25 protein-coding genes and 1 pseudogene are annotated in these 25795 nt (G+C 67.6%); 19 read left to right on the forward strand and 7 right to left on the reverse strand.

Annotated features, from left to right (window positions below; genetic code table 11):
- Window positions 1-38: 38 nt before the first annotated feature.
- Window positions 39-1442 carry an MFS transporter gene (locus JZ791_RS18595; RefSeq protein WP_216896409.1) on the forward strand — a complete coding sequence of 468 codons (1404 nt, stop codon included), beginning with the start codon at window positions 39-41 and terminating at the stop codon, window positions 1440-1442.
- 89 nt (window positions 1443-1531) lie between these two features.
- Here JZ791_RS18595 and JZ791_RS18600 read toward each other — a convergent pair whose 3' ends face one another.
- The gene (locus JZ791_RS18600; protein WP_216896410.1) at window positions 1532-2002 is read right to left on the reverse strand and encodes a thioredoxin family protein; all 471 of its coding nucleotides are present in this window, start codon (window positions 2000-2002) and stop codon (window positions 1532-1534) included.
- A 192-nt stretch (window positions 2003-2194) separates the two neighbouring features.
- Between JZ791_RS18600 and JZ791_RS18605 the strand changes: the two genes are divergently transcribed.
- The 5 genes from JZ791_RS18605 to JZ791_RS18625 all read left to right on the forward strand — a co-directional run bounded on the left by JZ791_RS18605 (window position 2195) and on the right by JZ791_RS18625 (window position 8708).
- Window positions 2195-3469 carry an ABC transporter substrate-binding protein gene (locus tag JZ791_RS18605; protein WP_216896411.1) on the forward strand — a complete coding sequence of 425 codons (1275 nt, stop codon included), beginning with the start codon at window positions 2195-2197 and terminating at the stop codon, window positions 3467-3469.
- A gap of 89 nt (window positions 3470-3558) precedes the next feature.
- Complete coding sequence (locus JZ791_RS18610; protein ID WP_216896412.1) at window positions 3559-4455, forward strand: carbohydrate ABC transporter permease; 897 nt, start codon at window positions 3559-3561, stop codon at window positions 4453-4455.
- On the forward strand, window positions 4452-5336 hold the full coding sequence (locus JZ791_RS18615) for a carbohydrate ABC transporter permease (protein WP_216896413.1): 885 nt from the start codon (window positions 4452-4454) through the stop codon (window positions 5334-5336). Before JZ791_RS18610 ends, JZ791_RS18615 begins: the two co-directional genes overlap by 4 nt.
- Window positions 5333-7627, forward strand: coding sequence for an alpha-xylosidase (gene yicI / locus JZ791_RS18620; protein WP_216896414.1), 2295 nt, complete (start codon window positions 5333-5335; stop codon window positions 7625-7627). Before JZ791_RS18615 ends, yicI begins: the two co-directional genes overlap by 4 nt.
- Before the next feature lie 52 nt (window positions 7628-7679).
- Window positions 7680-8708 carry a LacI family DNA-binding transcriptional regulator gene (locus JZ791_RS18625; RefSeq protein ID WP_216896415.1) on the forward strand — a complete coding sequence of 343 codons (1029 nt, stop codon included), beginning with the start codon at window positions 7680-7682 and terminating at the stop codon, window positions 8706-8708.
- Window positions 8709-8734: 26 nt separating this feature from the next.
- Here the strand turns inward: JZ791_RS18625 and JZ791_RS18630 are convergent, their stop codons facing one another.
- Window positions 8735-9580, reverse strand: a complete 846-nt coding sequence (locus tag JZ791_RS18630) for a family 43 glycosylhydrolase (protein WP_216896416.1) — start codon at window positions 9578-9580, stop codon at window positions 8735-8737.
- A 155-nt stretch (window positions 9581-9735) separates the two neighbouring features.
- Here JZ791_RS18630 and JZ791_RS18635 point away from each other — a divergent pair, with 155 nt between their 5' ends.
- The 6 genes from JZ791_RS18635 (at window position 9736) to JZ791_RS18660 (ending at window position 15220) form a co-directional block, all read left to right on the forward strand.
- Window positions 9736-10071, forward strand: a complete 336-nt coding sequence (locus JZ791_RS18635; RefSeq protein ID WP_216896417.1) for a hypothetical protein — start codon at window positions 9736-9738, stop codon at window positions 10069-10071.
- A gap of 142 nt (window positions 10072-10213) precedes the next feature.
- Window positions 10214-11896: an AMP-binding protein gene (locus tag JZ791_RS18640; protein WP_254205916.1), complete on the forward strand. Its 1683-nt coding sequence runs from the start codon at window positions 10214-10216 to the stop codon at window positions 11894-11896.
- Between the two features lie 107 nt (window positions 11897-12003).
- Entirely contained in the window at window positions 12004-13131 is a 1128-nt protein-coding gene (locus tag JZ791_RS18645) for an LLM class flavin-dependent oxidoreductase (protein WP_216896418.1), read from the forward strand.
- A 32-nt stretch (window positions 13132-13163) separates the two neighbouring features.
- The gene (locus JZ791_RS18650) at window positions 13164-13925 is read left to right on the forward strand and encodes a glucose 1-dehydrogenase (RefSeq protein WP_216896419.1); all 762 of its coding nucleotides are present in this window, start codon (window positions 13164-13166) and stop codon (window positions 13923-13925) included.
- Window positions 13926-13934: 9 nt separating this feature from the next.
- Window positions 13935-14876 (forward strand): LipP1 family hormone-sensitive lipase, encoded by a 942-nt coding sequence (gene lipP1, locus JZ791_RS18655; RefSeq protein WP_216896420.1) that lies wholly within the window; start codon window positions 13935-13937, stop codon window positions 14874-14876.
- On the forward strand, window positions 14873-15220 hold the full coding sequence (locus JZ791_RS18660) for a VOC family protein (RefSeq protein WP_216896421.1): 348 nt from the start codon (window positions 14873-14875) through the stop codon (window positions 15218-15220). The genes lipP1 and JZ791_RS18660 overlap by 4 nt, the downstream gene beginning before the upstream one ends.
- 1 nt (window position 15221) lies before the next feature.
- Here the strand turns inward: JZ791_RS18660 and JZ791_RS18665 are convergent, their stop codons facing one another.
- Window positions 15222-15704, reverse strand: a complete 483-nt coding sequence (locus JZ791_RS18665; RefSeq protein ID WP_216896422.1) for a hypothetical protein — start codon at window positions 15702-15704, stop codon at window positions 15222-15224.
- A 145-nt stretch (window positions 15705-15849) separates the two neighbouring features.
- Between JZ791_RS18665 and JZ791_RS18670 the strand changes: the two genes are divergently transcribed.
- Window positions 15850-16728, forward strand: a complete 879-nt coding sequence (locus JZ791_RS18670; RefSeq protein ID WP_308162977.1) for an alpha/beta fold hydrolase — start codon at window positions 15850-15852, stop codon at window positions 16726-16728.
- An 18-nt stretch (window positions 16729-16746) separates the two neighbouring features.
- Here the strand turns inward: JZ791_RS18670 and JZ791_RS18675 are convergent, their stop codons facing one another.
- Together JZ791_RS18675 and JZ791_RS18680 are read right to left on the reverse strand one after the other, a co-directional pair.
- On the reverse strand, window positions 16747-17727 hold the full coding sequence (locus JZ791_RS18675; protein WP_216896423.1) for a type IV toxin-antitoxin system AbiEi family antitoxin domain-containing protein: 981 nt from the start codon (window positions 17725-17727) through the stop codon (window positions 16747-16749).
- A gap of 92 nt (window positions 17728-17819) precedes the next feature.
- Complete coding sequence (locus tag JZ791_RS18680) at window positions 17820-18071, reverse strand: hypothetical protein (RefSeq protein ID WP_216896438.1); 252 nt, start codon at window positions 18069-18071, stop codon at window positions 17820-17822.
- 1 nt (window position 18072) lies between these two features.
- Here JZ791_RS18680 and JZ791_RS18685 point away from each other — a divergent pair, with 1 nt between their 5' ends.
- The 3 genes from JZ791_RS18685 to JZ791_RS18695 all read left to right on the forward strand — a co-directional run bounded on the left by JZ791_RS18685 (window position 18073) and on the right by JZ791_RS18695 (window position 22494).
- Window positions 18073-20199: a RecQ family ATP-dependent DNA helicase gene (locus JZ791_RS18685; protein WP_216896436.1), complete on the forward strand. Its 2127-nt coding sequence runs from the start codon at window positions 18073-18075 to the stop codon at window positions 20197-20199.
- Between the two features lie 283 nt (window positions 20200-20482).
- Window positions 20483-21457 (forward strand): non-homologous end-joining DNA ligase, encoded by a 975-nt coding sequence (gene ligD, locus JZ791_RS18690; RefSeq protein WP_216896424.1) that lies wholly within the window; start codon window positions 20483-20485, stop codon window positions 21455-21457.
- A gap of 107 nt (window positions 21458-21564) precedes the next feature.
- Window positions 21565-22494 (forward strand): D-isomer specific 2-hydroxyacid dehydrogenase family protein, encoded by a 930-nt coding sequence (locus tag JZ791_RS18695; RefSeq protein ID WP_216896425.1) that lies wholly within the window; start codon window positions 21565-21567, stop codon window positions 22492-22494.
- A 7-nt stretch (window positions 22495-22501) separates the two neighbouring features.
- On the opposite strand, the gene JZ791_RS18700 is transcribed toward JZ791_RS18695, so the two are convergent.
- Together JZ791_RS18700 and JZ791_RS18705 are read right to left on the reverse strand one after the other, a co-directional pair.
- On the reverse strand, window positions 22502-23011 hold the full coding sequence (locus JZ791_RS18700) for a pyridoxamine 5'-phosphate oxidase family protein (RefSeq protein ID WP_308162978.1): 510 nt from the start codon (window positions 23009-23011) through the stop codon (window positions 22502-22504).
- Window positions 23012-23249: 238 nt separating this feature from the next.
- On the reverse strand, window positions 23250-23729 hold the full coding sequence (locus JZ791_RS18705; protein ID WP_216896426.1) for a DUF4254 domain-containing protein: 480 nt from the start codon (window positions 23727-23729) through the stop codon (window positions 23250-23252).
- A gap of 351 nt (window positions 23730-24080) precedes the next feature.
- Here JZ791_RS18705 and JZ791_RS18710 point away from each other — a divergent pair, with 351 nt between their 5' ends.
- The 3 genes and pseudogenes from JZ791_RS18710 to JZ791_RS18720 all read left to right on the forward strand — a co-directional run.
- The gene (locus JZ791_RS18710; RefSeq protein WP_216896427.1) at window positions 24081-24785 is read left to right on the forward strand and encodes an ESX secretion-associated protein EspG; all 705 of its coding nucleotides are present in this window, start codon (window positions 24081-24083) and stop codon (window positions 24783-24785) included.
- Window positions 24786-24870: 85 nt separating this feature from the next.
- Window positions 24871-25245 (forward strand): type VII secretion target, encoded by a 375-nt coding sequence (locus JZ791_RS18715; protein WP_216896428.1) that lies wholly within the window; start codon window positions 24871-24873, stop codon window positions 25243-25245.
- Window positions 25242-25795 (forward strand): annotated as a pseudogene (locus JZ791_RS18720) (WXG100 family type VII secretion target); the annotation flags it as partial. The gene JZ791_RS18715 and the pseudogene JZ791_RS18720, both read left to right, overlap by 4 nt.

Below are 25795 nucleotides of genomic sequence, written 5' to 3' on the forward strand. Positions count from 1 at the left end.
ACTAGTACGGGAGAACTTGTGTCGGAATAGTTGCTCACATGACTGTTACCGCCAGTTCAGCGGACTTCACCGGCACCGTCCCCATCACCGCGAGCCCGCGCCGATGGCGGGTACTGGCCGTCGCGGCCGTCGCCCAGTACCTCGCAATCCTGGACCTCTTCGCGGTCACGGTCGCCTTTCCGACCCTCGAGCGGTCGTTCGGCCACGCGAGCGCCGGCACGGTGTCCTGGGTGCTCAACGCCTACACCATCGTGATGGCCGCGCTACTGGTTCCGGCGGGTCGCCTCGCCGACGACACCGGACGCAAGCGCGGATTCCTGCTCGGCGTGGCGCTGTTCGGGTTGGCCTCGATCGCCTGCGCCGCCGCGCCCGACCTCGGCGCGTTGATCGCCGCGCGAATCGTGCAGGCCGTGGCCGCGGCCCTGCTGGTGCCGACCGGTCTGGGGCTGGTGCTGCCGTCCTTCGACGCCCGCGAACACCCCACGGTCATGGGAATCTGGACCGCGATCGCCGCGGCCGGGGCGGGCAGCGGACCGGTGATCGGCGGACTGCTGCTACAAGCCGGCTGGCGCTGGATCTTCCTGCTCAATGTGCCGTTCACGGTGGCGGCCTTCGCATTCGGGCTGCGGGTGCTGCCCGACGTCCGCCAGCAGGTCAAGCGCAGGCTCGATTTGTTCGGCGCCGCACTGATTCTCGGCGCCACCGCCGCATTGACCACCGTCTTCGTTCAGGGCTCCACGTGGGGATACACCTCACCCACGACGATCGGTACGCTGGCCGCGGCGCTCGTGCTCGCGACCGGGTTCACCTGGCACATACGTCGCCACCCCGACCCGGTGGTGAGTCCGGTCGTGCTGCGGCACAGACTGTTTCGCATCGCATCGCTGGGGGTGTTCGCGTACTACCTGGCCTTCGCCGCGCTGATCCTGGAGGGCACCCTGTTCCTGACTCAGCAGTGGCACTATTCGGAGTTGGCCGCGAGCATGGGGATCGCGCCGATCCCGATCGGTTGCCTGCTGCTCTCGCCGATGTCGGGGCGGATCGTGGCCCGCATCGGCGCCCGCGCCTCGGCGGCCCTCGGCGGGGCGACCATCTCCGCGGGCGTGGTGTGGTGGCTCGTGACGGCCGGATTCAGCACGTCGTACGCGGTGATGTTCCTGCCGGGCGCGATCCTGGCCGGGGCGAGTACCGCACTGTTGCAACCGCCGCTGTTCGGCGCGTCGGCCCTGCTGCCCGCGGATCAGCTGTCGCTGGGATCGGGCACGCTGATGATGGCGCGGCAGACCAGTTCCGCACTGGGCGTGGCGATCCTGACCGCGATCCTGGCTCACGCCGTGGTCCCCGGCCTGGACGAGTACCGCGCCGGATGGGCGTACATGGCGGCTGTCGGCCTGCTGGCCATGGTCGCCGGGCTGGCCTACCGGCCGGGTACGGCGGACTGAACCCGATCAGACCTCGGGGCGGCGCATTCCGGAGTCCGGGATGCGGCGCCCCGACGCATGTTCGGGTCGGCTCGACACAACGCTGTGATTCAGCGCGCGACGAGGCCGGGCCAGCCATAGAAGCTGGGACCGCCCGCAAGTCCGGCCCCCTGCCTGGCTATGGGAGCCCGCTGCTGCTGGTTGGCCTGCTGCGCGAGCTCGGGATGGGCCGCGGTCATCTCGCGGCGCACGTCGTCCATGTTGAGCCACATGATTTCCTGGACGATCTCCTCGAGCTGCCCGGAATCCTTGTACCCGGGCGAGGAGTAGACCGGCAGACCGTCGCGGAAGGCCAGCAGCGTCGGCAGGCTCTGGACCTGCGCGGTGCCCGCCAACTGCTGCTCGACATCCGCATCGACGGTGCCGTACAGGATGTCGGGATGCATCCGCGACGACTCCTCGTACACCGGCTCGAATTTGGTACACCAGCCGCACCAGGTCGCCCAGAACTTCACCAGCACAATGCCACCGCGCGCGACGGCGGGTTGAAAGCTCTGCTGCGTCAGCGTCTGTAGCGGCATGCGGCCCTCCCGGCGCTCGAACTCACCTGCATAGCAAGATTCTTCCACGAAATCCAGACCGCGTCACCGCCGGGGCGCTGGGACGAATAACGGACAAATCGTTGTGGCGCACATCACTCGGATGTTAGCGTCTAGCAGTGTTTGTCGAAGCGCTTCGACAGCTCCATCCAGGCAATTCGCAAAGGTTCGCGCATGAAAAAGGTCACCGCCGCGCTGGCTGTCCTGCTCACCGGGGTCTTGGCTCTCACCGCCTGCAGTGGCGGATCGTCCGGCGGAAAGGTGCTACGCCTGTGGCACTACGAGACCGCCGACAGTGCCATGGGAGTCGCCTGGAACGAGGCGATCAAACAGTTCGAAGCCGCGCATCCCGACATCACCGTGCAGTTCGAGGAGAAGAGCTTCGAACAGCTGCAGAAGACAGCACCCATGATCCTGAACTCCAACGACGCGCCGGATGTCATGGAGTACAACAAGGGCAACGCCACCGCGGGCCTGCTGGCGAAGAAGGGCCTACTCACCGATCTCACCTCGGCCGTGCACAAGTACGGCTGGGACACCGAGTTACCGGCCTCGGTCGCCGCGACCGGGCAGTACGACGCCAGGGGGGTGATGGGATCGGGCTCCTGGTACGGGATTCCGAATTATGGCGAGTACGTCATGCTCTTCTACGACAAGGGTCTGTTCACACGGAACAACATCCCGATACCGCACACCTTCGATGACCTGATCCGGGCGATGGATGCCTTCACCGCCAAGGGCATCACCCCGCTGGCCGACGCCGGCGCGGAATACATGGCACAGCAATACCTTTACCAACTGGCCCTGTCCAAGGCCGATCGCAACTGGGTGAACGCGTACCAGCGCTACACCGGCAAGGTCGACTTCCACGACCCGGCCTGGACCTACGCGGTGAACACCTTCGCCGACTGGGTGCACAAGGGCTACATCGCCGCGTCGTCGGCGGGACTGAAGGCCGAGGACGCTGGTACGGCATTCGAACAACAGAAGTATCCGATGATGCTGTCGGGCAGCTGGTGGTACGGGCGCATCGAGAAGGAAGTCCACTTCGACTGGGACACCATGCTTTTCCCGGGTACGACACTGTATCCCGGCTCGAGCGGCAACCTGTGGGTGATACCGAGGAAGTCCAAGAATGCCGCGCTCGCAGAGGAATTCATCAATCTCACCATGCAGAAGACGGTGCAGAACGCACTCGGCAACAACGGCGGCATTCCGGTCGCGGCCGACCCCGCGGCGATCACCGATCCCAAATCCAGAGAACTGATCCAGAACTTCGACACGATCAGCGGATCGGACGGGCTGGCCTACTACCCCGACTGGCCCGCCGCCGGGTTCTACGACACGCTCGTCGCCGAGACCCAGAAGCTGATCACCGGCAGCGCCACCCCCGGCCAAGTGCAATCGGACCTGCAGAAGGCGTACGACTCCAGTATCCCGACGAGCTGAGAAGCACGCCGGGATGGCGGAAGCCGGATCCCCAGTTCATCGGGCCCAGCATGAGGGGCTGGGTCCGATGACTCGAAAGGTTTTGTCCCATGGCATATTCCCTTGCGCGCTCCTATGTGCCCTATCTCGCGCCCGGTGCGATCACGGTGATCACGGTGATCGGCCTGCCGTTCCTGGCCGACATCGCGCTGTCGTTCACCGACTGGGACGGTGTCTCGGCGATCCACTGGACCGGCTTGACCAACTATTCGAAACTGCTGCGCGACAGCGAGTTCTGGGCCTCCTTCGAACACAACGTCGGGCTGCTGGTGGCGATGGCGATCATCCCGACCGCCGTGGGGCTGGTACTGGCGTTCGCGATCGGTGACTTCATCACCCGCCGGTTCTCCGCCCGGGTCGCCGCGGCGCTGCGCGCCTGCATCTACCTGCCACAGGTACTGCCGATGGCGGTGGTCGGCATCGTGTGGAGCTGGATTCTCATGCCACAGGCCACCGGTGGTGCGCTGGACGCGGCGCTGCGCGCGATCGGACTGGGCGGCCTGGGCCGGGATTGGCTCGGCGATCCGCACTGGGCGCTGTGGTCGGTCATGGGCGTGCTGATCTGGTTCCAGCTCGGCTATCCGGTGGTGATCTTCATGTCCGGGCTGTCGCGAGTGGATCCGGCGCTGTACGAGGCTGCCGAACTGGACGGCGCGAGCTGGCCCCGGAAGCTGTGGCACATCACCGTGCCGCAGCTGCGACCGGAGATCTACGTGGTGCTGCTGACCTGCAGTATCGCCTCGCTCAAGGCGTTCGCACCGATCTATGTGCTCACCCGCGGCGGGCCGGGCGGCGCCACCGACGTGCCCTCGTACTTCTCCTACGTGGAGTTCTTCGAGAAGACCCAGGTCGGCTACGGCTCGGCGATCGCGACCGTGCTGGTGCTGCTGATCCTGGTGCTGACCGTGGTGTTCATGCGCGTACAGGAACGAGGCGAGGACCGATGACACTGGTGGAGGCGAAACCGGTTTCGTCCCGGGCGATCCCACGCCCGGTTCGCCCCCACCGCCGGGACCGGTCCCGGTGGCCGGTGCTCCTGGTGGTGGCCGTACTGGCCGTGGTGATGCTGCTGCCGTTCGTGATCGTGCTGATCAACGCGATCAAGACCCCGGGCGAATACGCCACCGGCGGTCCGCTGGCGCTGCCGCACGGGTTCTACACCGGCGGTATCACGAGCTTCTGGACCCGGGTGGACTTCGGCCGAATCCTGGTGAACAGCATGGTGATCAGCGGCGTGGTGGCGGTCGTCGCCGTACTGCTGTCGACGCTGAACGCCTACGCCCTGGGCATCGGCCGCATCCGCGGGCGGGTCTGGATCGTGGCGGGGTTCCTGGTCGCCAACACGCTGCCGCAGGAAGGGCTCATCTATCCGCTGTACTACCTGGCCAAGGAGCTGAACCTCTACGACACCGTGTGGTCGGTGATCGTGGTGTTCGCCGTGATCCAGAGCGCCTTCGGCACATACCTTTTCACCTCGGTGCTGAGCACGTTTCCGCGAGAGCTGGTGGAGGCGGCCGAGATCGACGGCGCGGGCCGGTGGTCGGTGCTGTGGCGGGTGGTCGTCCCGATCAGCCGCCCCACCCTGGGCGTACTGTGCGTGTTCTTCTTCATCTGGACCTGGAACGAGCTGTACATCCCGATGGTCATGCTGGTCTCCAACGACAATCAGACCGTCCCGGTGGCGCTGTCGACGCTGCAGGGCGACAAGATGATGGACGCCACCATGACCAGCTCCTCGGCGCTGCTGGGCCTGCTGCCCGCCGTCGTGTTCTTCCTGATCTTCCAGCGCACCCTGTCCCGGGGCATCACGGTAGGAGCGGTCAAGTGAAATTCACGGACGGATACTGGCTGATGCGCCCGGGCGTACACGCCGACTACCCCGCACAACTACACGACATCGATTGCACACCAGATAAACTCACCGTGTACGCGCCGGTGACCACGATCCGCGATCGCGGTGATCTGCTCAATGGCCCGCTACTGACCATCACCTGCACCTCTCCCGTCGAGAACGTGATCGCCGTGCGCCTCACGCACTTTCACGGCACGGCTGCCCGGGGCCCGGCCTTCGAGCTCGACACCGAGCGCGGCGGTCGAGCCCGGTCCGACGAGTTCGAGGCCGTATTCGAATCCGGTTCTCTGTCGCTGCGATTCGACCGGACCGACTGGGGCATGGAGTTCCGGGCCGAGGGACGCACGCTGACCCGCAGCGGCGTCAAGGCGATGGCGATGCTCGACACTCCGGACGGACGGTTCCTGCGCGAACAGCTCGAGCTGGGCGTGGACACGTATGTCTACGGGCTGGGCGAGCGATTCGGGCCGGTGGTGAAAAACGGTCAGGTCGTGGATATCTGGAACGAGGACGGCGGCACCGCGAGCGAGCAGGCGTACAAGAACGTGCCGTTCCTGCTCACGACGGCGGGGTACGGGATCTTCGTCGATCATCCGGGCCGGGTGTCGTTCGAGATCGCCTCGGAGGCGGTCTCGCGGCTGCAGTTCAGCGTTCTCGGTGAGGAATTGACGTATCTGGTGATCTACGGGCCGTCGCCGAAGGAGATCCTGCACCGGTACACCGCCCTGACCGGCCGCCCGGCACGGCTTCCGGCATGGTCCTACGGGCTGTGGCTGTCCACCTCGTTCACCACCGCATACGACGAGCAGACCGTGACCGACCACCTGGACGGCATGGCCGAACGCGACCTGCCGCTGAGCGTATTCCACTTCGACAGCTTCTGGATGCGGGACTACCACTGGTGCGACTTCCAATGGGACACCAGGGTTTTTCCCGATCCTCGGGCCATGCTCGCACGCCTGGCGGCCCGCGGCCTGCGGATCTGCGTGTGGATCAATCCCTATATCGCCCAACGTTCCTCGCTGTTCGACGAGGGACGCGAACGCGGATATCTACTGCGCCGGGCGGACGGTTCGGTGTGGCAGTGGGATCTGTGGCAGCCCGGGCAGGCCATCGTCGACTTCACCAACCCCGAAGCGCGGCAGTGGTATTCCGAAAAGCTGGCGGCCCTGCTGGATATGGGCGTCGACTGCTTCAAGACCGACTTCGGCGAGCGCATCCCCACCGACGTCGTCTACCACGACGGCTCGGATCCGCAGCGGATGCACAACTACTACACACACCTCTACAACCGGACCGTCTTCGATCTGCTGCGCAAGCATCGCGGCGAGGGACAGGCGGTGCTGTTCGCGCGCAGCGCCACCGCGGGCGGGCAGCAGTTTCCGGTGCACTGGGGCGGGGACTGCGAATCGAGCTATCCGGCCATGCTGGAGAGCCTGCGCGGCGGGCTCTCGCTGGGCCTGTCCGGGTTCGGCTTCTGGAGTCACGACATCGGCGGATTCGAGGGCACCCCCGATCCGGCGCTGTTCAAGCGGTGGATCGCCTTCGGGCTGCTGTCCAGCCACAGCCGTCTGCACGGCAGTGGTTCGGTGCGGGTGCCGTGGGCCTTCGACGACGAGGCCGTCGAGGTGCTGCGGCACTTCACCCGGCTCAAGATGAGCCTGATGCCGTATCTGCTGGGCTCCGCCGAGCAGGCGCGGGCACACGGCTGGCCGGTACTGCGGGCGATGGTGCTGGAATTCCCGGACGATCCGGCATGCACCCATCTGGAGCGGCAGTACATGCTGGGCGACAATCTGCTGGTAGCCCCGGTGTTCGATGCCGACGGGATGGTGAATTACTATCTGCCCGAGGGGATCTGGACTCGATACGAGAGCGGCGAGCAGGTGCGCGGCGGCCGGTGGATCCGGGAGAACCACGGCGTGCTGAGCATTCCGCTGCTGGTGCGACCGGGTTCGGTGATCCCGGTCGGCGCGCGCGAAGATCGCCCGGACTATGCCCACGCCGAAGGGGTGACATTGCGGGTCTACGCATTGCCGAACGGCGCCGACGTCCTCACCCGCATCCCGGACGACACCGGCGAGGTGGTGTTCCACGCCGTTCGCCGCGGCGACGATATCCGGATCACCGGACACGGCGACTGGCAGGCGCTGCTCGTGGGGGTCCACACGGCGGATGTGGTGCTCGGCGGGACGATGCGGCGGCACGCACAGGGCATGCTGATCCACGCCACCGGTGAGCTGGTGACGGTGTCCGGGATCCGGTGAGCGGTGTCCGCGCGGGATAATTCCCTCGGAGCCGAGGTGAGAGGGTTGTCGGGTGGTCAAGATCGCCGATGTGGCGCGGCACGCGGGTGTATCGCCGAGCACGGTCTCCTATGTGCTGAGCGGTAAGCGGACGATCTCCTCGCAGACCCGTGAGCGGGTCGAACGCGCCATCCGCGAGCTGGGCTACCGCCCGCACGCCGGCGCGCGCGCCCTGGCCAGCAGCCGTTCGAACATTCTGGCGCTGATGATCCCCTTGCGCGCGGACGTCGGAGTGCCGGTGGTGATGCAGTTCGCCGTCGCCGCGGTGACCGCCGCGCGCCGCCACGATCACGACGTGCTGCTGCTCACCCAGGAGGAGGGCGAGGACGGGCTGCGACGCGTGGTCGACGGCGCGATCGCCGACGGCATCATCGTCATGGACGTCCAGCTGCACGACTCCCGGCTGCCGCTGCTGCGGTCACTCGAGCACCCCTGCGTGCTGATCGGCGTCCCCGCCGACCCGGCCGGATTGACCTGCATCGACCTGGACTTCCACGCGGCGAGCGCGGCGTGCGTCGCGCATCTGGCGCAATTGGGCCACCGCCGCATCGCCATGATCGGATCGCCTCCGCAGGTCTACGCCCGCGAAACGGGATTCGCCCAGCGGGTCGCCGCCGGATTCTTCGACGCCGCAACCGAATACGGTATCGAGGCGACCCTCGACCCGTGCGAGCCGACCGCGGCGGCGGCACGCGACCTGGCCGACCGGCTGCTGGCCCCAGGACTCGGCGTCACGGCCCTCATCGTGCACAACGAGCCGATCCTGGCATCGCTGTTGAGCGCGGCGAGCACGTGCGGACGCCGGGTTCCCGAGGATCTGTCGGTGGTCGCCATCTGCCCGGACGAGGTCGCCGAACATCCGCATATTCCGGTCACCAATGTGGCGGTGCCGGCCACCGAAATCGGCGAGCGCGCAGTGGAATTGCTCATGGACCAGCTGGCAGGCCGGACCTACCCGCCGCAGACCTGGCTGCCACCGACGCTGACCGTCCGCGCAAGCACCTCCGCCACAGGTGGCGAACCTGGCGCACGGCCGAGGTGACCGGTCCCCAGGCCGGGAACGACCGATCAGATGTCGTCCTGGAAGTACAGCGGCGCGATGTGCACTCCGCCCTGCCCCCATCCGGCGCTGGTGATCCACCATTGGCCCTCGTCGTGGACGATCTCCGCGGCGTGGGCGGCTATGTGGCCGACCTGGTCTTCTATCGTGAAGTGCAGCGGATCGGAGCTGCGAAAGACATCCGTGCCCAGATAGTCCGGCCGCGGGCCGATGAACAGGTACCAGAAACCATTGTGGTGCACTACGAATGGCGATTCCGTCGGTCCTGCTCCGGTGCCGGTCGCCGGATCGGTGTAGGCGATCGCTCTTTCGCCCCAGTGGACCAGATCATCGCTGGTGCGGTACGCGACCACGTGGTGGCCTCCGGTGGGATCCTCGGTGGCGCAGTAGTACATGATCCAGCGGTCGCCGACCCGCAGGACCATGGGATCGCGGGCGTCGTAACCGTCGTGGAACAGCGGGCCTTCGGGGCGGCGGGTCCAATGGCCGGGGTCGGTGGCGGTTGCCAGATTCATCGCGGTGTGGGTGCGGTCCTCGCCGCCGCCGTCGTAGAACATGAAATACCGTGATTCGCTGCGCTGTACGTAAGGCGCCCACAGATGCGTCTCGCCGTAGCCGGGATCCACGCGCAGCACAGGCGGACATGTGGTCCACGGGCCGAGCAGGTGAGCGGCCGTGGCGTGCGCGAACTCCGTTTCGTCCCAGGGATCCGCGGGTTCGGGATGGGTGATGCCGAACAGGTGCCAGCGTCCGGACTCGTCGCGAATCACGGTGTGGTCGTTGATGTACCAGGGGCGCTCGCGCCCCTGGCTCGGATCGTAGATGCACTGGAATTCGCCCGCGGTCACCTGCATACCGTCAGGGTGCCGCCTCGATCGGTCCCGGTACACGTCGACACGCGGTGTGCGAGAATTTCGCACGGTCCACTATGGCTCATTCGCGCCACTGTTCTCCGGGCGCTACGCTCAACGCCGGTTCACACCGGGGCACACCGAAAGAGAGACACGATATGCGGCGGACGATCGGCCGAATCCTGCTGAGCCTGAGCGCCTTCGGACTGGCGGGGGTGGCACTGGCCCCGGCGGCGGGCGCCTATCCGGTCGGACCGTACGACATCCAGGGCCCGTGCAACAACATTCCGCAGGTCCTGTGCCCGTTCACCGTCTCCTCGGACGGCCTGAGCTGGACCCTGCTGGGCCAGACCCTGAATTACGACAAGGACGGCAATTTCGTGTGCCTGTCCAGCGTGAGCGGCTGCAGCCTGATCATGGAGGCCGTACGCGCCCTGCCCCCGCTGCCGATCGGCAAGTGGATCAACCCGTCGCAGCAGGTGCCCACGCTGTAGCCCCTGATCCGGGCGGGACCCATCGTCCAGGGGCCCGCTGATCACGGCACGTACCCGGCCGTCGGCTCGCACAGGTTCCGCTCATCGGGACTGGTGGCGTGAATCGGCCGAATAGGGGTTCCGGTGCGGCAGGATGTCCGCTATGGACCGTCCTGAACCGGCTGTGACCAGCGGTGAGGACTACAGGACCATTCCCGCCCTGCTGGCGCGGCAGGCGCGCGAACGAGGATCGGCCGCCGCGCTCGCCGGACCGGACGGCCGGTTGAGCTACGCCGAACTACACGACGCGGCGCGCGAGGTCACCCGCGCGGTGATGGCGACCGGGCTACGACCAGGCGAGGCCGCCGCGATCTGGGCGCCCAACAGCGCGCGCTGGATCGTGACCGCCCTCGGCCTGCTCGGCGCGGGTGCGGTTCTGGCGCCGATCGGCACCCGCCTGCGCGGGCCGGAGGCCGCGGATATCCTGGCGCGCAGTCGTTCTCGCCTGCTGTTCACCGTTCGAGGGTTCCTGGGCTCCGATTACGTGCACATGCTCGCCGAATCCGGTCGTGCCCTGCCGGATCTCACCGAACTGGTGCTGTTATCGGATGTCGCCGACCCGGACGTGTCCCCATCCGGAATCGACAGCGCGGCGTCACCGCCGAACTCGACCACCGCAGTCCCACAGGAGGACCGACCGGCACCCGTCGCATCGTGGTCCGAGTTCCTCGAATCCGCCTCCGCAACATCCGTTTCCGAGGCGGACCGGCGCGCTGAGGCCGTCGAGCCCGAGGACATCGCCGATCTCCTGTTCACCTCCGGCACCACCGGAGCGCCCAAGGGTGTACTCGCTACCCACGGTCAGGCCCTCGATGTCTTCGAGCAATGGGCCGGCACGGTCGGATTGCGGCCAGACGACCGCTATCTGCTGGTCAACCCGTTCTCACACGCCTTCGGACTAAAGGCCGGAATCGTGGCCTGCCTGCTGCGGGCGGCCTGCATGGCGCCGGTGGCCCGCTTCGATCCCGCCGCGGTCGCCGAGCTGATCGACCGCGAGCGGATCACCGTCCTGACCGGCCCCCCAACGCTTTTCCACGATCTGGTGCGCGCCGCGCGCCCCCTGCCGACCGTGCGCCTGGCCGGAACGGGCGGTGCGACGATCCCGGTCTCACTGATCGAGCGGATCCGCGACACACTCGGTATCGAGCACGTTTTCACCGCCTACGGGCTCACCGAATCGATCGGTGTGGTCAGCATATGCCCACCCGGCGCGCCCGCCGAGCTGATCGCCACCACCGTCGGTAAGGCCTTGCCCGGCAGTGAGATTCGCATCATCGGTCCGGACGGAGTCACACTCTCCGCCGGCGCCACCGGTGAGATCGCCGTGCGCGGGGCGAATGTCATGCGCGGCTACCTCGACAATCCCGCGGCCACCGCCGACGCCATCGACACCGACGGCTGGCTGCGCACCGGCGACGTCGGCGCCCTGGATTCCGAGGGCTATCTGCGCATCACCGATCGTCTGAAGGACATGTTCGTAGTCGGCGGGTTCAACGCCTATCCGGCGGAGATCGAGCGAATCCTGCTGGCACATCCGGGGATTGCGGACGTGGCGGTGATCGGCATCCCCGACGATCGCCTCGGCGAGGTCGCCGCCGCATTCCTCGTCCCCCGCGAGCCGAACCTCACCGAGGCCACCGTCCTGGACTGGGCGCGGTCCAGACTGGCCGGATACAAGCTCCCCCGGCACATCCATATCGTCGACTCCCTCCCCCGCAACGCCTCCGGCAAGATCCGCAAGCCCGACCTGCGAGTCAACGGCCCGGCGTCACCGCATACGGCCTGACGCACACGTCCCGCCCACCGAGACTTGAGGCTGACCTCCAGGAGTCCGAATACAACTATTTCTACTAGGCATAGTCACGACCCAGTAGATACGCAGGAGACCCCCGGATGAAGTTCTCGATGATCTTCGAGGCGCAGATGAGCGACCCCACCGCCGAGCACGAGGCCCAGGTGCTGCGCGACTGTGTGGAACAGGCGGTGCTGGCCGACGAGATGGGTTTCGACACCGTCTGGGCCGTCGAACACCACGGCCTCAAGTGGTACGCGCATATGAGCGCCCCGGAGATCTTCCTGACCTGGGTCGCGGCCAAGACCACACGGATTCGCATCGGCCACGGCGTGGTGTGCATGCCGTTCAACTTCAATCATCCTGTGCGCGCGGCCGAACGCGCCGCCATGCTCGACGTGCTGTCGGGCGGCCGGCTGAACCTGGGCGCGGGCCGCGGCGCGACCCCGGTCGAAACCTCCATGTGCGGAGTCGATCCCGACCGCACCTACCAGGAGGTCGAGGAGTCCCTGCGGCTGATCGGCACGGCGTGGCAGGATCCGGACGGCGAATTCGAGTACCACGGCGAACTTGTGGACATCGACCCGCATTCGCTGCTGCCCCGCCCGGTGCAGCGTCCGCATCCGCCGCTGTTCATGGCGTGCACCAAGAAGGACACTCTGAAGCTGGCCGCCGAGTACGGAATCGGCGCTCTGGTACTGGGTTTCGCGGGTATCGAGGAGATCGCCGAGCTGCGCAGGACATACGACCAGGCCATCGCGGCGCGCACCGGTGAGCGTTTCGTCTCCACCGTAGTCAACGATCACTTCGCGGCGTTGTGCCCGACCATCGTGCTGGACGACCGGGAGAAGGCGCAGCAGATCGGTGCGCGCGGCCAGCGCTTCTTCGCCCAGTCCATCAAGCACTATTACGGTGCGGGCCCGGTGCCGGACGAGGCCGTCGACCCCGGTGTGGACGAGGTCGCCAAGATCAAGGCGGCCGCCGAGGAACACGTGGCCTACCTGCACGAGGCGAAGATCCCGGTGAAGTCCGGCGCCACCGCGATCTTCAACGCCGAGCACGCCTACGGCAGTCCGGAGGACGCCATCGCCTATGTGGAGCGGCTGCGGGAGGCGGGGGCCGACGAGATCCTGTGCCTGATCCAGATGGGCACGGTACCGCAGGATGCGTGCCTCGAGACCATCAGGCACTGGGGCGAGAAGGTCATCCCGCACTTCCGCCACCAGTAACCCCGTCTTCTCGAAATACCAAGGAGCTCATCATGGTCGACCTCGAGGGCAAGGTCGCCCTCATCACCGGCGGTGCCCGCGGACAGGGCGCGGCAGAGGCCCGCCTGTTCGTCGCGCGCGGCGCGAAGGTCGTGATCACCGACGTCTTGACGGACGAGGGTAGGGCCCTGGCCGAATCCCTCGGCGGCGCCGCACGTTTCGTGCGGCACGACGTCACCGACGACGACGATTGGAATGCCGCGATCGCCGTGGCGCTCGGCGAGTTCGGCGGACTGCACGCACTGGTCAACAATGCCGCGATCTATACCCGTAAGCCTTTGGTGGACACCGAACCCGAAGAGTTCGACCGGATTCTCCGGGTCAATCTCACGGGCGCGTTTCGCGGCATCCGTGCCGCGGTCACGCCGATGGTTCAGGCAGGCGGCGGATCCATCGTCAACATCTCCTCCCAGGCCGGACTCGAGGGCCTGCGCTCGCACAGCGCGTACGGCTCGTCCAAGTGGGGACTGCGCGGGCTGACCAAGATGGCCGCGATGGAGTTGGGGCCGCAAGGAATTCGCGTCAACTCGGTGCATCCCGGGCCGATCGCGACGCCGATGATTCCGCAGCTGACCACCGGTCCCGGCAGCTATCCGACACTGCCGCTGCAACGTACGGGCCTGCCCGAGGATGTGGCCGAACTGGTCGCCTTCCTGGCCTCCGACGCGGCGGCCTACATCACCGGCGCGGAGGTGTCGGTGGACGGCGGGCTGTCGGCCGGAAAGTTCTTCGTGCCCAACGTCATCGAGTCGTAAGGAAGCCCCATGCCGATGACACCGCGAACCCGGGCGCTGGTGGACGCCGCGGCGGCCGCCTTCCCTGCGCTGGGCACAGAGGTGCTCGATGCCGGGCAGGCGCGTCGTATGCTGGCGGCCCGGCCTCCACTGCCGATCTATCCGATACCCCTCGCGGCGGTGGAGAACCGGGTGATACCCGGGCCTAGAGGCGCACCGGACATCCCGGTGCGCATCTACCGGCCGATCGAGACCGAGGACACGCTTCCGGTCGTGATGTTCTGTCACGGTGGCGGTTTCGTGATTTGCGATCTCGACACCCACGACCAGTTCTGCCGGTTGATGGCCAACGAGTCGGGGGCGCTGGTTGTCTCGGTGGACTATCGGCGGGCACCCGAACACCGCTTCCCCGCGGCCGCGCACGACGCCTATGCCGCGCTGGTCTGGATCGCCGCGCACGCACCCGAATTCGGGGGCGACCCCGCTCGACTGGCCGTTGCGGGAGACAGCGCGGGGGGCAATCTCGCCGCCGTCGCGGCCATCCAGGCCCGCGACAACCACGGTCCGGCGGTCGCTTTCCAACTCCTGCTGTACCCGTTCCTGGATCCGAGCCGCTCCGGCGACTCGTATCGGCAGAACGCGCACGGCTACTTCGTCACCGAGGATCACCTGCGCTGGTACTGGGAGCAGTATCTGGGCAGCACCGACGCCGCCAGCCCCTATGCCTCGCCGCTGCACGCGGACCCCGCGGGCTTGCCGCCGGCCTATATCGTCACCGCCGAATACGATCCGCTGCGCGACGAGGGCGAGGCATACGCCCATCTCCTCGCGTCGGCCGATGTGCCCACCGAAATACATCGCTACGAGGGGATGTTCCACGGATTCATGACCATGTTCGAGCACCTCCCGGAGGCCGAGGACGCCAACACCGCGGCGTTCGCCGCCCTCCGCACAGCCTTGGAGCGCACATGACGGTACAGCGAATCAGCCCCGCATATCCGGTCGAGAACCTCTCCGCCGCAGTCGAACTGCTCACCGCCCTCATCGGCGAGCCCACATTCGTGGACGGCGAACGCTTCGCCCAGTTCGACGCGAACGGCGCCCGCGTCATGCTCGCGGGCGCCGACCGCGACGCGGACCTGCCGTTCCTCGCGATCAAGGTCGACGATCTCGATGACGTTGTAAACCGCCTGCGCGCCAGTGGATTCACGATTTCCGAGCCTGTCCGCGGCCCGCACGAGCGCCGAGCCGCACTCCGGATCGAGGGCGAATCGTCCTGGTATATCTCGGTCTACGAGCCGCTCATCGGGTCGTGACTCATCGACGGCGGACCAGAGCGGCGAAACTTGCCCCCAGCAGCACGAATCCCGAGATGAGGGCGAATCCGTAGGTCACCCACGAATGCAACGCCACCTGCCAGGTGGCGTTGAGGAAGGGCAGATCCCCGATCAGGCGGAAGGTGTCGTCGGGGTACAGGATATGCAGAAGGCCCGGAAATATGCCCCACACCAGGGCGGCGACGGATGTACCGATCGGGGAGAATCCGGCCAGCGCGGCCACCAGCATCAGCAGCACCGAACCGACGATGATCTCCCCCGCAGCCGTCGCCCGATCGGTGACGCCACCGACGATCACCCAGTACCGGATGTCGGAACCGCCCTTGGCCGCGAAGGCGATACCGATCGGCGTCACTATCAGACCGAGCAGTACGCCGGCCAGAGTGTGCCCCGTCCCGCCTCGGCTCTGGAACTGAGCACCGGGCGGAGACCAGCCCGGCGGTGACTCGAACTTCTTCGCCATCGCCCGTCCTCCCAGGTCGCCGCGGGTGCGGCGAGATCAACAGTCTCGGCCGCATCCATTGTCGCGTCAGACACCGGAAATATCCGTGCGGACACGGAAATCCGTGCGGGACGACTTGCCGAGGCTCGGCGGATAGCATCCGGATGTGTCCCGAACGATCCTCGAGCCCCCGGAGATTCCCGGCGTGCGTCGCCACCATGTCACCGCGCGCGGCGTGCGGTTTCATGTCACAGAGGCGGGTCCGGGCGACGGACGCCCCGTTCTGCTGCTACACGGCTGGCCGGAGCATCACTACACCTGGCGCCATCTGCTCGCCGATCCCCCGGAGGGCCTGCGCCTGATCGCGCCCGATCTGCCCGGCTACGGCTGGTCCGGTCCGGCGCCGCACCGGTGGGCCAAGGACGAGGTCGCCGGTGACCTGCTGGCCCTGATGGAAGCCGTCGTATCCGACCCCGTCGTGCTGGTCGGACACGACTGGGGTGGTTTCATCGGATTCCGCATGGTGCTGCGCGAGCCCGAGCGGTTCGCGGGTTTCGCGCCGATGAATATCGCCCACCCCTGGCAGACGCCGCGCACGCTCGGGCCGCACGCCTGGCGACTGCTGATGTATCAGCCGCTGGTGGCGGCGTTGGGCATGCCACTGCACCAGCGCACCCGTTTCGTGGACCGGGTACTGCTCGGCGGGTCCACCGACCACACCGAGTTCACCCCGGATGTGGTGCGCGCCTACCGCGAACGGTTCCGCGATCCGGACGTGGCGCGCGCCGCCACCGATACCTACCGCACCTTCCTGCTACACGAGATCCTCTCCCGGCGCAGCCCGGGACCTCGCCCGAGCCTGCCGATCCGGGCCCTGTTCGGCATCGACGACAGTGCCATCCACCACTCCCTGGCGGCCGCGCAGACCGCTCGCGCGGACGACTACACCGTCGAATACGTGCCCGGCTGCGGACATTTCATCCCCGAGGAACGTCCTGACCTGGTCCGCGAACATCTCCTCGATCTGGTCGCCGAGACCGCCTGAGCTCCCGGAACGGCCGATTCAGAGCTGCCTGACCGTCAGGGCCCTGGGCTCGGGTAGGGGCGCCGGGCGGATGAAGCCGTCGGGACGGGCGGAGCGGGGACGGGCGAGTGCGGCGTGCAGACGGACGAAAACCGCATCGCCGGACAGGTCGTCCAGGCTCCAGCGAACCAGGTGAAACCCGTTGTCGAGTAGGGCGATATCACGTCGCTGCGCGGTACGTATCGGTCGGCGCCCGCCCGGACCGGCACCGTCCACCATGGCGACGACACCACTGTCGCCGAAGTAGAAATGGACACGTCCGAGAGTTCGGCCGCCCGCGGTGAACACCTCGCCCTGCGCCTGCGGGATCGGCGCGCCGAGTTCCCGTAACCGCACCCGGCTGCGGGATTCGGCGGCGCTGGCGCTGTGCGGATCCAGGAATTTCACCACCTGACGCGCCGCCCACATCCCGCTGCGGCCACTGCCGAGGTCCAGTTCGGTCGCGAGATCGGTTGCGGTCAGGCCGAATTCGCGGACCAGCCAGTCGCCGGCGACCACCGCGGTCCCGAACGGCGCGGTGCGGCCCAGATCGACGACGGTGCGTGCCGGAGTGGTGACCAGCATGCCGTCCACCTCCGCCACGCATTCGAACGGAGCGCAGTGCACCTTCACATGTGGCTTGATCCGGCCGCCATAGCGCCGATTTCGGGTGATACACAACCGGTCCATCGGCATGCCCCAGATCGGCGCGCCGTAGATCGCCGCCGCGGACAGGTGACTCAGCACGGCGTCGTCCGCCATCTCCGGCAGCGCCGCGAGAGCCTGAATCCGATGGCGGGCGTTCGGATCCAATGCCGCGTACGCCTGCGCCTCGGTGTAGATGCCGCGCCGGACCCGGCGCAGCGCGCCGCCCTCGCACATCCGGCGGAGCTGCTCGTCCGCCACGCCGCGGGCGAGGATGTCGCGCCGCCGGTGGATACCCGCGGTACCCGAGTTGCGGCAAACCTGACGATGTGTCACTTCGGCCTCCCCATGCGCGTCGATTACAAATGGATGTTTGTTCTAGTTCGACGCCGGGTAACCGGATCCGGTTCCATAGTCATTTGACCAGGTCACAGCCGCATGCCGTGGCAAAGTTCGCAGAATTCCCAACGCCCGGACGCAAGGCCGATCCGGACGGCCAGACGACCGGTCAGCAGCCAGATGCGGGTGATGCGAATTCTTCGAAGCAACGAGACCGGTCGCCACTCGAATGACCGATGTGCCGTCCTGGAATGGGTGCGGACGCTCTGGAACGTGTGCGGTTTCAGGTAACGGGTGCAGGTCGAGGCGATGGGTGGCTTGTTGTCGGTGGGCTCGGGCACGATGGTCGGCGTGACCCAGCCGACCGTCGTAACAGACCCGACAGACCTGCGTGACTCCGCCGAGACACTGCTGCGGAGCCTGGCCGGCCCCGAGGCCCGCCTGCGCGAGGACCAGTGGACAGCGATCGAGGCGCTGGTGCGCCATCGCCGGCGTGCCCTGGTCGTGCAGCGCACCGGCTGGGGTAAATCGGCGGTCTACTTCATCGCCGCGAAGTTGCTGCGCGCGGCCGGGCGCGGCCCGACGGTGATCATCTCGCCGCTGCTGGCGCTGATGCGCAACCAGGTGGCGTCCGCACAGCGCGCGGGCGTCGTCGCCGCGACGATCAACTCGGGAAACATGACCGAGTGGGACGAGATCCACACCCAGGTCGCAGCCGGCGGCGTCGATGTCCTGCTGGTCAGTCCCGAACGATTGAACAATCCCGACTTCCGCGATGCGGTCCTGCCCAAGCTGGCCGCCGACGCCGGGCTCGTGGTGATCGACGAGGCGCACTGCGTCTCGGACTGGGGGCACGATTTCCGGCCCGACTATCGCCGTATCCGCACCCTCATCGCCGACCTCGGTGAGGATGTCCCGGTCCTGGCCACCACGGCCACGGCCAACGACCGTGTCGTCACCGACGTCGCCACCCAGATCGGCACCGACACGCTGGTGCTGCGCGGCACCCTGGACCGCGAGTCACTGCATTTGTCGGTGGTCCGCATCGAGGATGCGGTGCGGCGCACCGCCTGGCTCAGCGGCTATCTGCACGAACTGCCCGGTTCCGGCATCATCTACACGCTGACCGTCGCCGCCGCCCACGACCTCGCCGATGTGCTGAACTCACACGGTCACCGGGTCGCCGCCTACACCGGCCAGACCGACCCGGCCGAGCGCGAGGTGCTCGAGCAGGCATTGCTGGACAACGAGGTCAAGGCCCTGGTGGCCACCTCCGCACTCGGCATGGGCTTCGACAAGCCCGATCTCGGCTTCGTGGTCCACGTCGGCGCGCCGTCGTCCCCGATCGCCTACTACCAGCAGGTGGGCCGTGCGGGCCGCGGCACCGCACGCGCCGAGGTCGTCCTGCTGCCCGGCCCGGAAGACAAGCGGATCTGGAGCTACTTCGCCTCCGTGGCCTTTCCTCGCGAACATCTCGTCCGGTCGGTGCTCGCGGCCCTGGACACCGAGCGCCCGCTGTCCACCGTCGCGCTGGAGCCGCTGGTCGAGCTCAACCGCTCCCGGCTCGAGATGGTGCTCAAGGTGCTGGACGTCGACGGTGCGGTCCACCGGGTCCGCGGCGGCTGGCTCGCCACCGGTGTGCCCTGGGAGTACGACACCGAACGCTACGAACGCCTGTCCGCTGCCCGCGAGACAGAACAGCAGGCCATGATCGACTACCAGTCCACCGCCGAGTGCCGCATGACCTTCCTGCGCCGCCAACTCGACGACCCCGCGCTGGCCGATGCCGAGTCGGCGCCCGGCGCCCTCGCCTGTGGCCGCTGCGACAACTGCACCGGCGTCCGACCCGACACCGCCGTGGACGAGCAAGAGCTCACCGCCACCCGCACCCGTCTCGACCGCCCCGGCATAGACCTCCCACCGCGCAAGCAATGGCCCACCGGCCTGGCCAAACTGGGAATCCCGTTGTCCGGCAAGATCTCCGACGGCGCCGAGACAGGCCGGGCCCTGGGCCGCCTCAGCGCCCTCGGCTGGGGCCAACGCCTGCGCCCCCTCCTGGACGGCCCCGACGGCCCGGTCTCCGATCAGGTGGTCGACGCCTGCATCGCCGTCCTGCGCGACTGGGATTGGACCCAACGCCCGACATCGGTGCTCGCCATGCAGTCACCCACGCACCCACATCTGACCGCCGACCTGGCCACCCGCCTGGCGCATATCGGCCGTCTCCAGAACCTGGGCACCCTGTCCGTACGCCCCGACCGCCCACCGGTCTCCGCCGCCAACTCCGCCCATCGCGTAGCCGCCCTCTTCGACTCGTGGGAGACCCCCGACCTCCGCGACCTCACCGGCCCGATCCTGCTGGTAGATGCCCAGACCGACACCGGCTGGACCCTCACCCTCGCTGCCCACACCCTCCGCCGAGCAGGCGCCCCTGCCGTACTCCCCTTCGCCCTGGCCACCGTCACATAACAACCGCACTCATCCGGCGACACCGGCCCAGTACGACTCGGATCCCATGTCATCTTCGAGGCCGAGCCGCAGCGCCGGGCCTTTGCGGCGGCACCCGGATCGGCGCAGGAGCCTCGTATGCGCGGAGTTGACGATGCCTGCCAGGACGAGTCCGCATCGGGCTCGGAAAGGTCATCCATGAAATGCGGTCCGAGCGCTCGGACCGCGTCGTCCACCAGTGCCGATCACACCACAACCACCCAATGCTCGCCCTGGAGATCATCGAGTCGCTATCGTCGGACGGGTGGCCGGTAAGTCCGCGTCGCCCTCGATCGAGTTGGAGGTCGGCGAACGCACCGTGCGGGTGTCCAACCCCGATCGGATCTACTTCCCTGCGATCGGGGCGACGAAGCTCGACCTGGTGCAGTACTACCTGAGCGTCGGGGACGGGATCGTCAACGCGCTGCGGGAGCGGCCGTGCATGCTGCATCGGTTTCCGAAGGGGCTGCCGGGCGGCAAGGTCCATCAGAAGCGGGTTCCCGCGGGCGCGCCGGACTGGATTCCCACTGTGCGCGTGTACTTTCCGCGTTACGGGCGGCATGCCGACGAACTGTGCGTGCGCGAACTGGCCGACGTGATCTGGGCGGTGCAGATGTCCACGGTGGAATTCCACCCGTGGAATTCGCGCAGCGCCGATACCGAGAAACCGGACGAGTGGCGGATCGACCTGGATCCGATGCCGGACTGCCCGTGGTCACGGGTGCAGCGAGTGGCCGATGTGGTGCACGGGGTGCTGGACGAACTCGGCGCGGTCGGCTGGCCGAAGACCTCCGGCGGCAAGGGTCTGCACATCTACGTGCGCATCGCACCGCAGTGGGGCTTCGCGGACGTGCGCCGGGCGGCGCTGGCCTTCGCCCGAGAGGTCGAACGCCGCGCTCCCGACGACGTCACCACCACCTGGTGGCGGCGTGACCGCGACCCGGCCCTGCTGTTCGTCGACTACAACCAGAACGCCCGCGACCACACCATCGCCGCCGCCTACTCGGTGCGCGGCATCCCCGAGGCCACCGTGTCCACCCCGATCCACTGGGCCGAGATCCCCGACGTCGATCCCCGCGATTTCACCATCACCACCGTGCCCGCCCGCTACGCCCAGCTGGGTGACCTGCACGCGGGCATCGACGACGCGGTCTTCGAAATCGACCGCCTGCTCGACTGGGCCGACCGTGACAATATCGAGGTCGACCTCGACGCGGACACCGACACCGCCGACACCTAGCCCGGCGATGATCACACTCGTCCGGGCAGGCATCGACACTGCCCGAGCGATCTCCCACCGTGCCCGCTAACGTCGCATCGGACGGCCCCGGATACAGGAGAAACCATATGACGGCGACCCCCATCGCACTCGGTCCGACGCACACCGCACCGCTGGCGGAGGCGATCACCCGGGCCGGGGGAACGCTGGTCGAACTCGACCGAGCCCGGGCGCTGGTCTGGAACGGCGGCCCGGACGGATTTCCGGAGCGGCTGCCCGAGAGCATCGAATGGGTGCAGTTGTTCTCCGCCGGTGTCGAGGAGTGGTTCGAGACATCCGTCTTCGATCATCACCCGAATGTCGTATTCACCTCAGCCGCAGGCGCTTTCGCCAAGAGTGTGGCCGAGCACGCACTGATGCTGCTGCTCGCGGGAGTGCGATACCTGCCCGAACACCTCGCCGCACGCGACTGGCACCGGCGGCAGCTCGAGCCGCATGTCGGGACGCTGCGCGGCGCCACGGTGGCCGTCGTCGGCGCGGGCGGGATCGGCCGTGAGCTGATCGCGATGCTGGCCCCGTTGGGCACACGGGTCATCGCGGTAAATCGTTCCGGTACACCGATATCACTGCCCGCAGTGGTAGAAACTGTTCCAGCGCAACAGCTCTCGCAGATCTGGTCGCGAACCGATCATGTGGTAGTCGCCGCGCCCGCCACCGCGGACACTCAGCATCTGATAGGCAAAGCCGAACTGGCCCAGCTGAAACCGACCTCCTGGGTGATCAATATCGCCCGCGGCAGCCTCGTCGACACCGATGCCCTGGTCGAGGCGCTGCGCGAGGGCACGATCGGCGGCGCCGGGCTCGATGTGACCGACCCCGAACCGCTGCCCGCGGGCCATCCGCTGTGGGAGCTGCCGAATGCGATGGTGACACCGCACGATTCGAACCCGTCACAGGTCCGCGCGCCCGCCTTCGCCGAACATGTCGCGGAGAATGTGACGCGATTCGTGCAAGGGCGAGAGCTGATCGCGCGCATCGACGTCTCGGCCGGATACTGACAAGCGACTACAGCGCCTGATCACCCGCGGCATAGTCGTCCGGGTCGTCCGGATCGATGAATTCGACCCCGGTGACCATATCGGGGAAGATCCGCACGACGTGGTCCCGCGGCCCCGGCAGCCACGGCCGCAGAAGCTCACGATAACGCTCGACCTCGTCCTGATCCTCGACCAGTTCGGCGGTGCCGGTGACGATGACGCACCATCCGCGGCGAGTCTGCTCGTCGATGACGTCGGCCTCGTAGGCGACCACCTGCCGCTCCGGAGACAGCGTGGTCGCGCGGTTGGCGTGGATGACGATCGTCTCACCGTCGACTATGTGGTTGACCGGCCGAATCGTCGGCAAGGCGTAGCGCGAGAACACGATCCGCCCGAAGCGCACGCGTGCCAGCAACTGCAGCGATTCGGCCACGGTCAGATCGCGCGAACTCTGTGGTACCCGGGTGCCGGCATCGGCCATGAGCCCGCCGCCCTGCCCGGTACGCCCGGGCGCGGTGGGGGTTGGCCCGTTCACCACTGGTGCACTCGATGTCCTCGGGTATTCCTCGGCTCGGCTGCTCATTACGATGTCTGCCCCGCTGATCCTGGACCTGTTATTCCGGGTGAACGCAAGATTCCCGTTAACGTCTCGGATCAAACCCCTGTGTTGGAACAGACGCCATCTCGAACACTCGCCCCCTGTGATTTTACCGCCGTTCAGCCCGCTGGGTGCCGATACCGCGGCCGTCTCCGCCCTCGGCGGTATGTAATCAGAATCACTGTCCCGCTGCGCGGCGCCGCCTCTCCCGCACGGGCGCACCCAGCGGCCGCGCGGAGGTATCGGTGCGAGCGATCAGATCTGTCCAGTCGTCGGCCAGCGCGGCGAGTTGGAACCATGCCGCGTGTACGCGCTCATCCGAGGAGTCCGCACCCCGCAGCAACCATCCGGCGCGCACCTGCGCGGCGGCCATACCGTCCACGGACGCGCCCAGCGAGCGTGGGTACGGACGGGGGGTGGACATGTGCGCGCCGACCCAGTTGTCGATTTGGACGACGAGTTCGGCGCGGCGGCAGTCGATTTCGGCGGTGCGTAGCGGGAACTCGCGCCGGGCCAGATGAAGTTCGGCCAGTTCGCGACCCCACCGCGTGACCGGATGGGCGTCGGGTTCGGCGCCGACGTGCCCACAGAACGCCGCGAGCAGTTCATGCCAGTCCGGGAGCTTGGCGCCCAGACCACCGGGTTGCGGTACGGACATCGGGATGTACCTCCCAGGGCCGGGGCGAGCGGTGACGCGACCCGGCAAGACCGCCCGGACCCCGTCACCGCCGCCCTTCGATACGTACGCACTCGACGCCGCACACGCGGGCACCGGACCGCGAGCCCGGTGCGGCAAGGGCGGGCCGCACCGGATCCAGCACGCCGCAATCTCTGTGAAGGGGACAGCTCCTGCGGCGCCGAGTGCACTTCCAGGATGCTCGCATCTTCCGGCCCTCCCACTGCCCTTCCGGTGGCCCTCCGGTGACTCCCAAGGGGGTGGCCGTCGATGCGGTACGCCGTTAATCTGATGAGGCTCGGGGGGGCGGACGGGTGAAGGGTGTGTTTCGGCGTGAGTTGGTCTTTCACACCGGACGAGTTCGCGCACATCTGGCGAGAGACCAAACTGGATCGTCATCCGTTCCCGATTCGCATTCTGGAGAGTCCGCGGACCGAGGCCGACGCCGCCGCGCTCGCCCGAACCATGCAGACGGCCCTGCCGCTGGGCGACGACCCGGATCTGTCCGCGTGCCTGCGCATCCTGGCCCACCCGCACACCCGGGTGGTGGCCATCGGCGGCGCGCACATCCCCGGATCCGAGATCCGGGTGCTGGGGGCCACGGTCTACGACCACGCCGTGCTCGCCGTGCAGGATTCCGGGCCGTCACCGGATTTCGGTGGGCACGTGCATATTTCGATCGGGCACAGCGCCAAGCTCGGGGCCCGCATCGCCGCGCTGCTGCCCGACACCCCGGCCGGACGAGAGCCCGCCCGGTTCGCGAATACGGACGCGGTACGCGACGAGGAGACCGTGATAGCCGCGGATCCGGTGGCCCCGCGCATCCGCCGGCTACTGCTCAAGCCGCACACCGCCGAGGGACATATTCGCATCGAACCGCGCCTGGACCGCGACAAACCGCCAGGACCGATCTACTACACCTGGTTCGATGTCGCCGGGGACGGCCGGTATCTGGTCCGCGCGGGCGATCAGGTGCACCTGGCGCCCGCGACGACCCAGCAAATCGGAGCGCACCTGCAAAAACGCATCCCACAGTGACCGTAGCGATGCATTCTTCTGACTATCCATGTCGGACGGCCCCGATAGGCTGGGCAGGACCGACCGATCCCCGAGGGGGTGTGCTTTGACGATCGAAACCAACCAAGCCGATATCGCAAGATTTCTGCAGGCGGCGCACGGCGACACGGTACGTTTCGACCCCGACGCGGCCCGTCGTTGTGCCGCGCAGTACAACGAACAGGCCGATCGGCTGCACACCCTGCAGCAACAGCTCGAGTCCGTGTCACAGCTGCACGGTTTCGGCGGGTTCTTCTCCGCGCAGCAGCTGCAGGCCGGTTTCGCCCGCAAGGCCCGCGACGCCGCCGCACAGCTGGACCAGTACATCGCCGCCTCGCACCGGCTCGCCGAGGCGTTCCTGGTCAGCGCGGGCCTCTACGACGAGGCCGACGCCGAGCACGCCGCCGCCCTGCGTGCCCTCGAGTCGAGGCTGTCGCGATGAACGGCCGGCCCCAGCGCCGCACCGATCCCGAATACATCAGTGCGATGGAACATTTCGAGTCGATGCCGCACGAAAAGATCTACGCCGAGACCCAGAGCATCGACGCCGCGGAGATCCTGCACGCGTCGTCGGTCTGGCTGGACGCGGCCGCCACCCTCACCACGACGGTGCCGATCGCCCGCGGCACCGCCGACCAGGTGATGAACTCCGTGGGCTGGGAGGGCCCCGCCGCCGATGCCGCCTACGCCAGCACCCGCGCCTTCGACGCCGCGGTCGACGAACTCGCCGAGGTCCTGGCCGAGGTAGGCACACGCCTGGGCGCGGTAGCCGCCGCTGCGGAGGCGGTCAAACTGGCCGTCCCCCCACCCGGCAACTCCGGCCCGATCGCCGCCGTGGCCCGCCTCCTGGAGACCTCCCACGTCATCGATGCCCAACAGGCCCGTGAGGCCTTGCGCCAAGAGGCCGTCATGGCCATGAACATGATCTACAAACCGGCCTACACGACCGCGGGCACCGGAGTCACCGCCCTCCCCGAGCCCCTGTCCCACCC

The sequence above is a fragment of the Nocardia alni genome (genome assembly GCF_019038435.1).
Classification (GTDB): Bacteria; Actinomycetota; Actinomycetes; order Mycobacteriales; family Mycobacteriaceae; genus Nocardia; species Nocardia alni.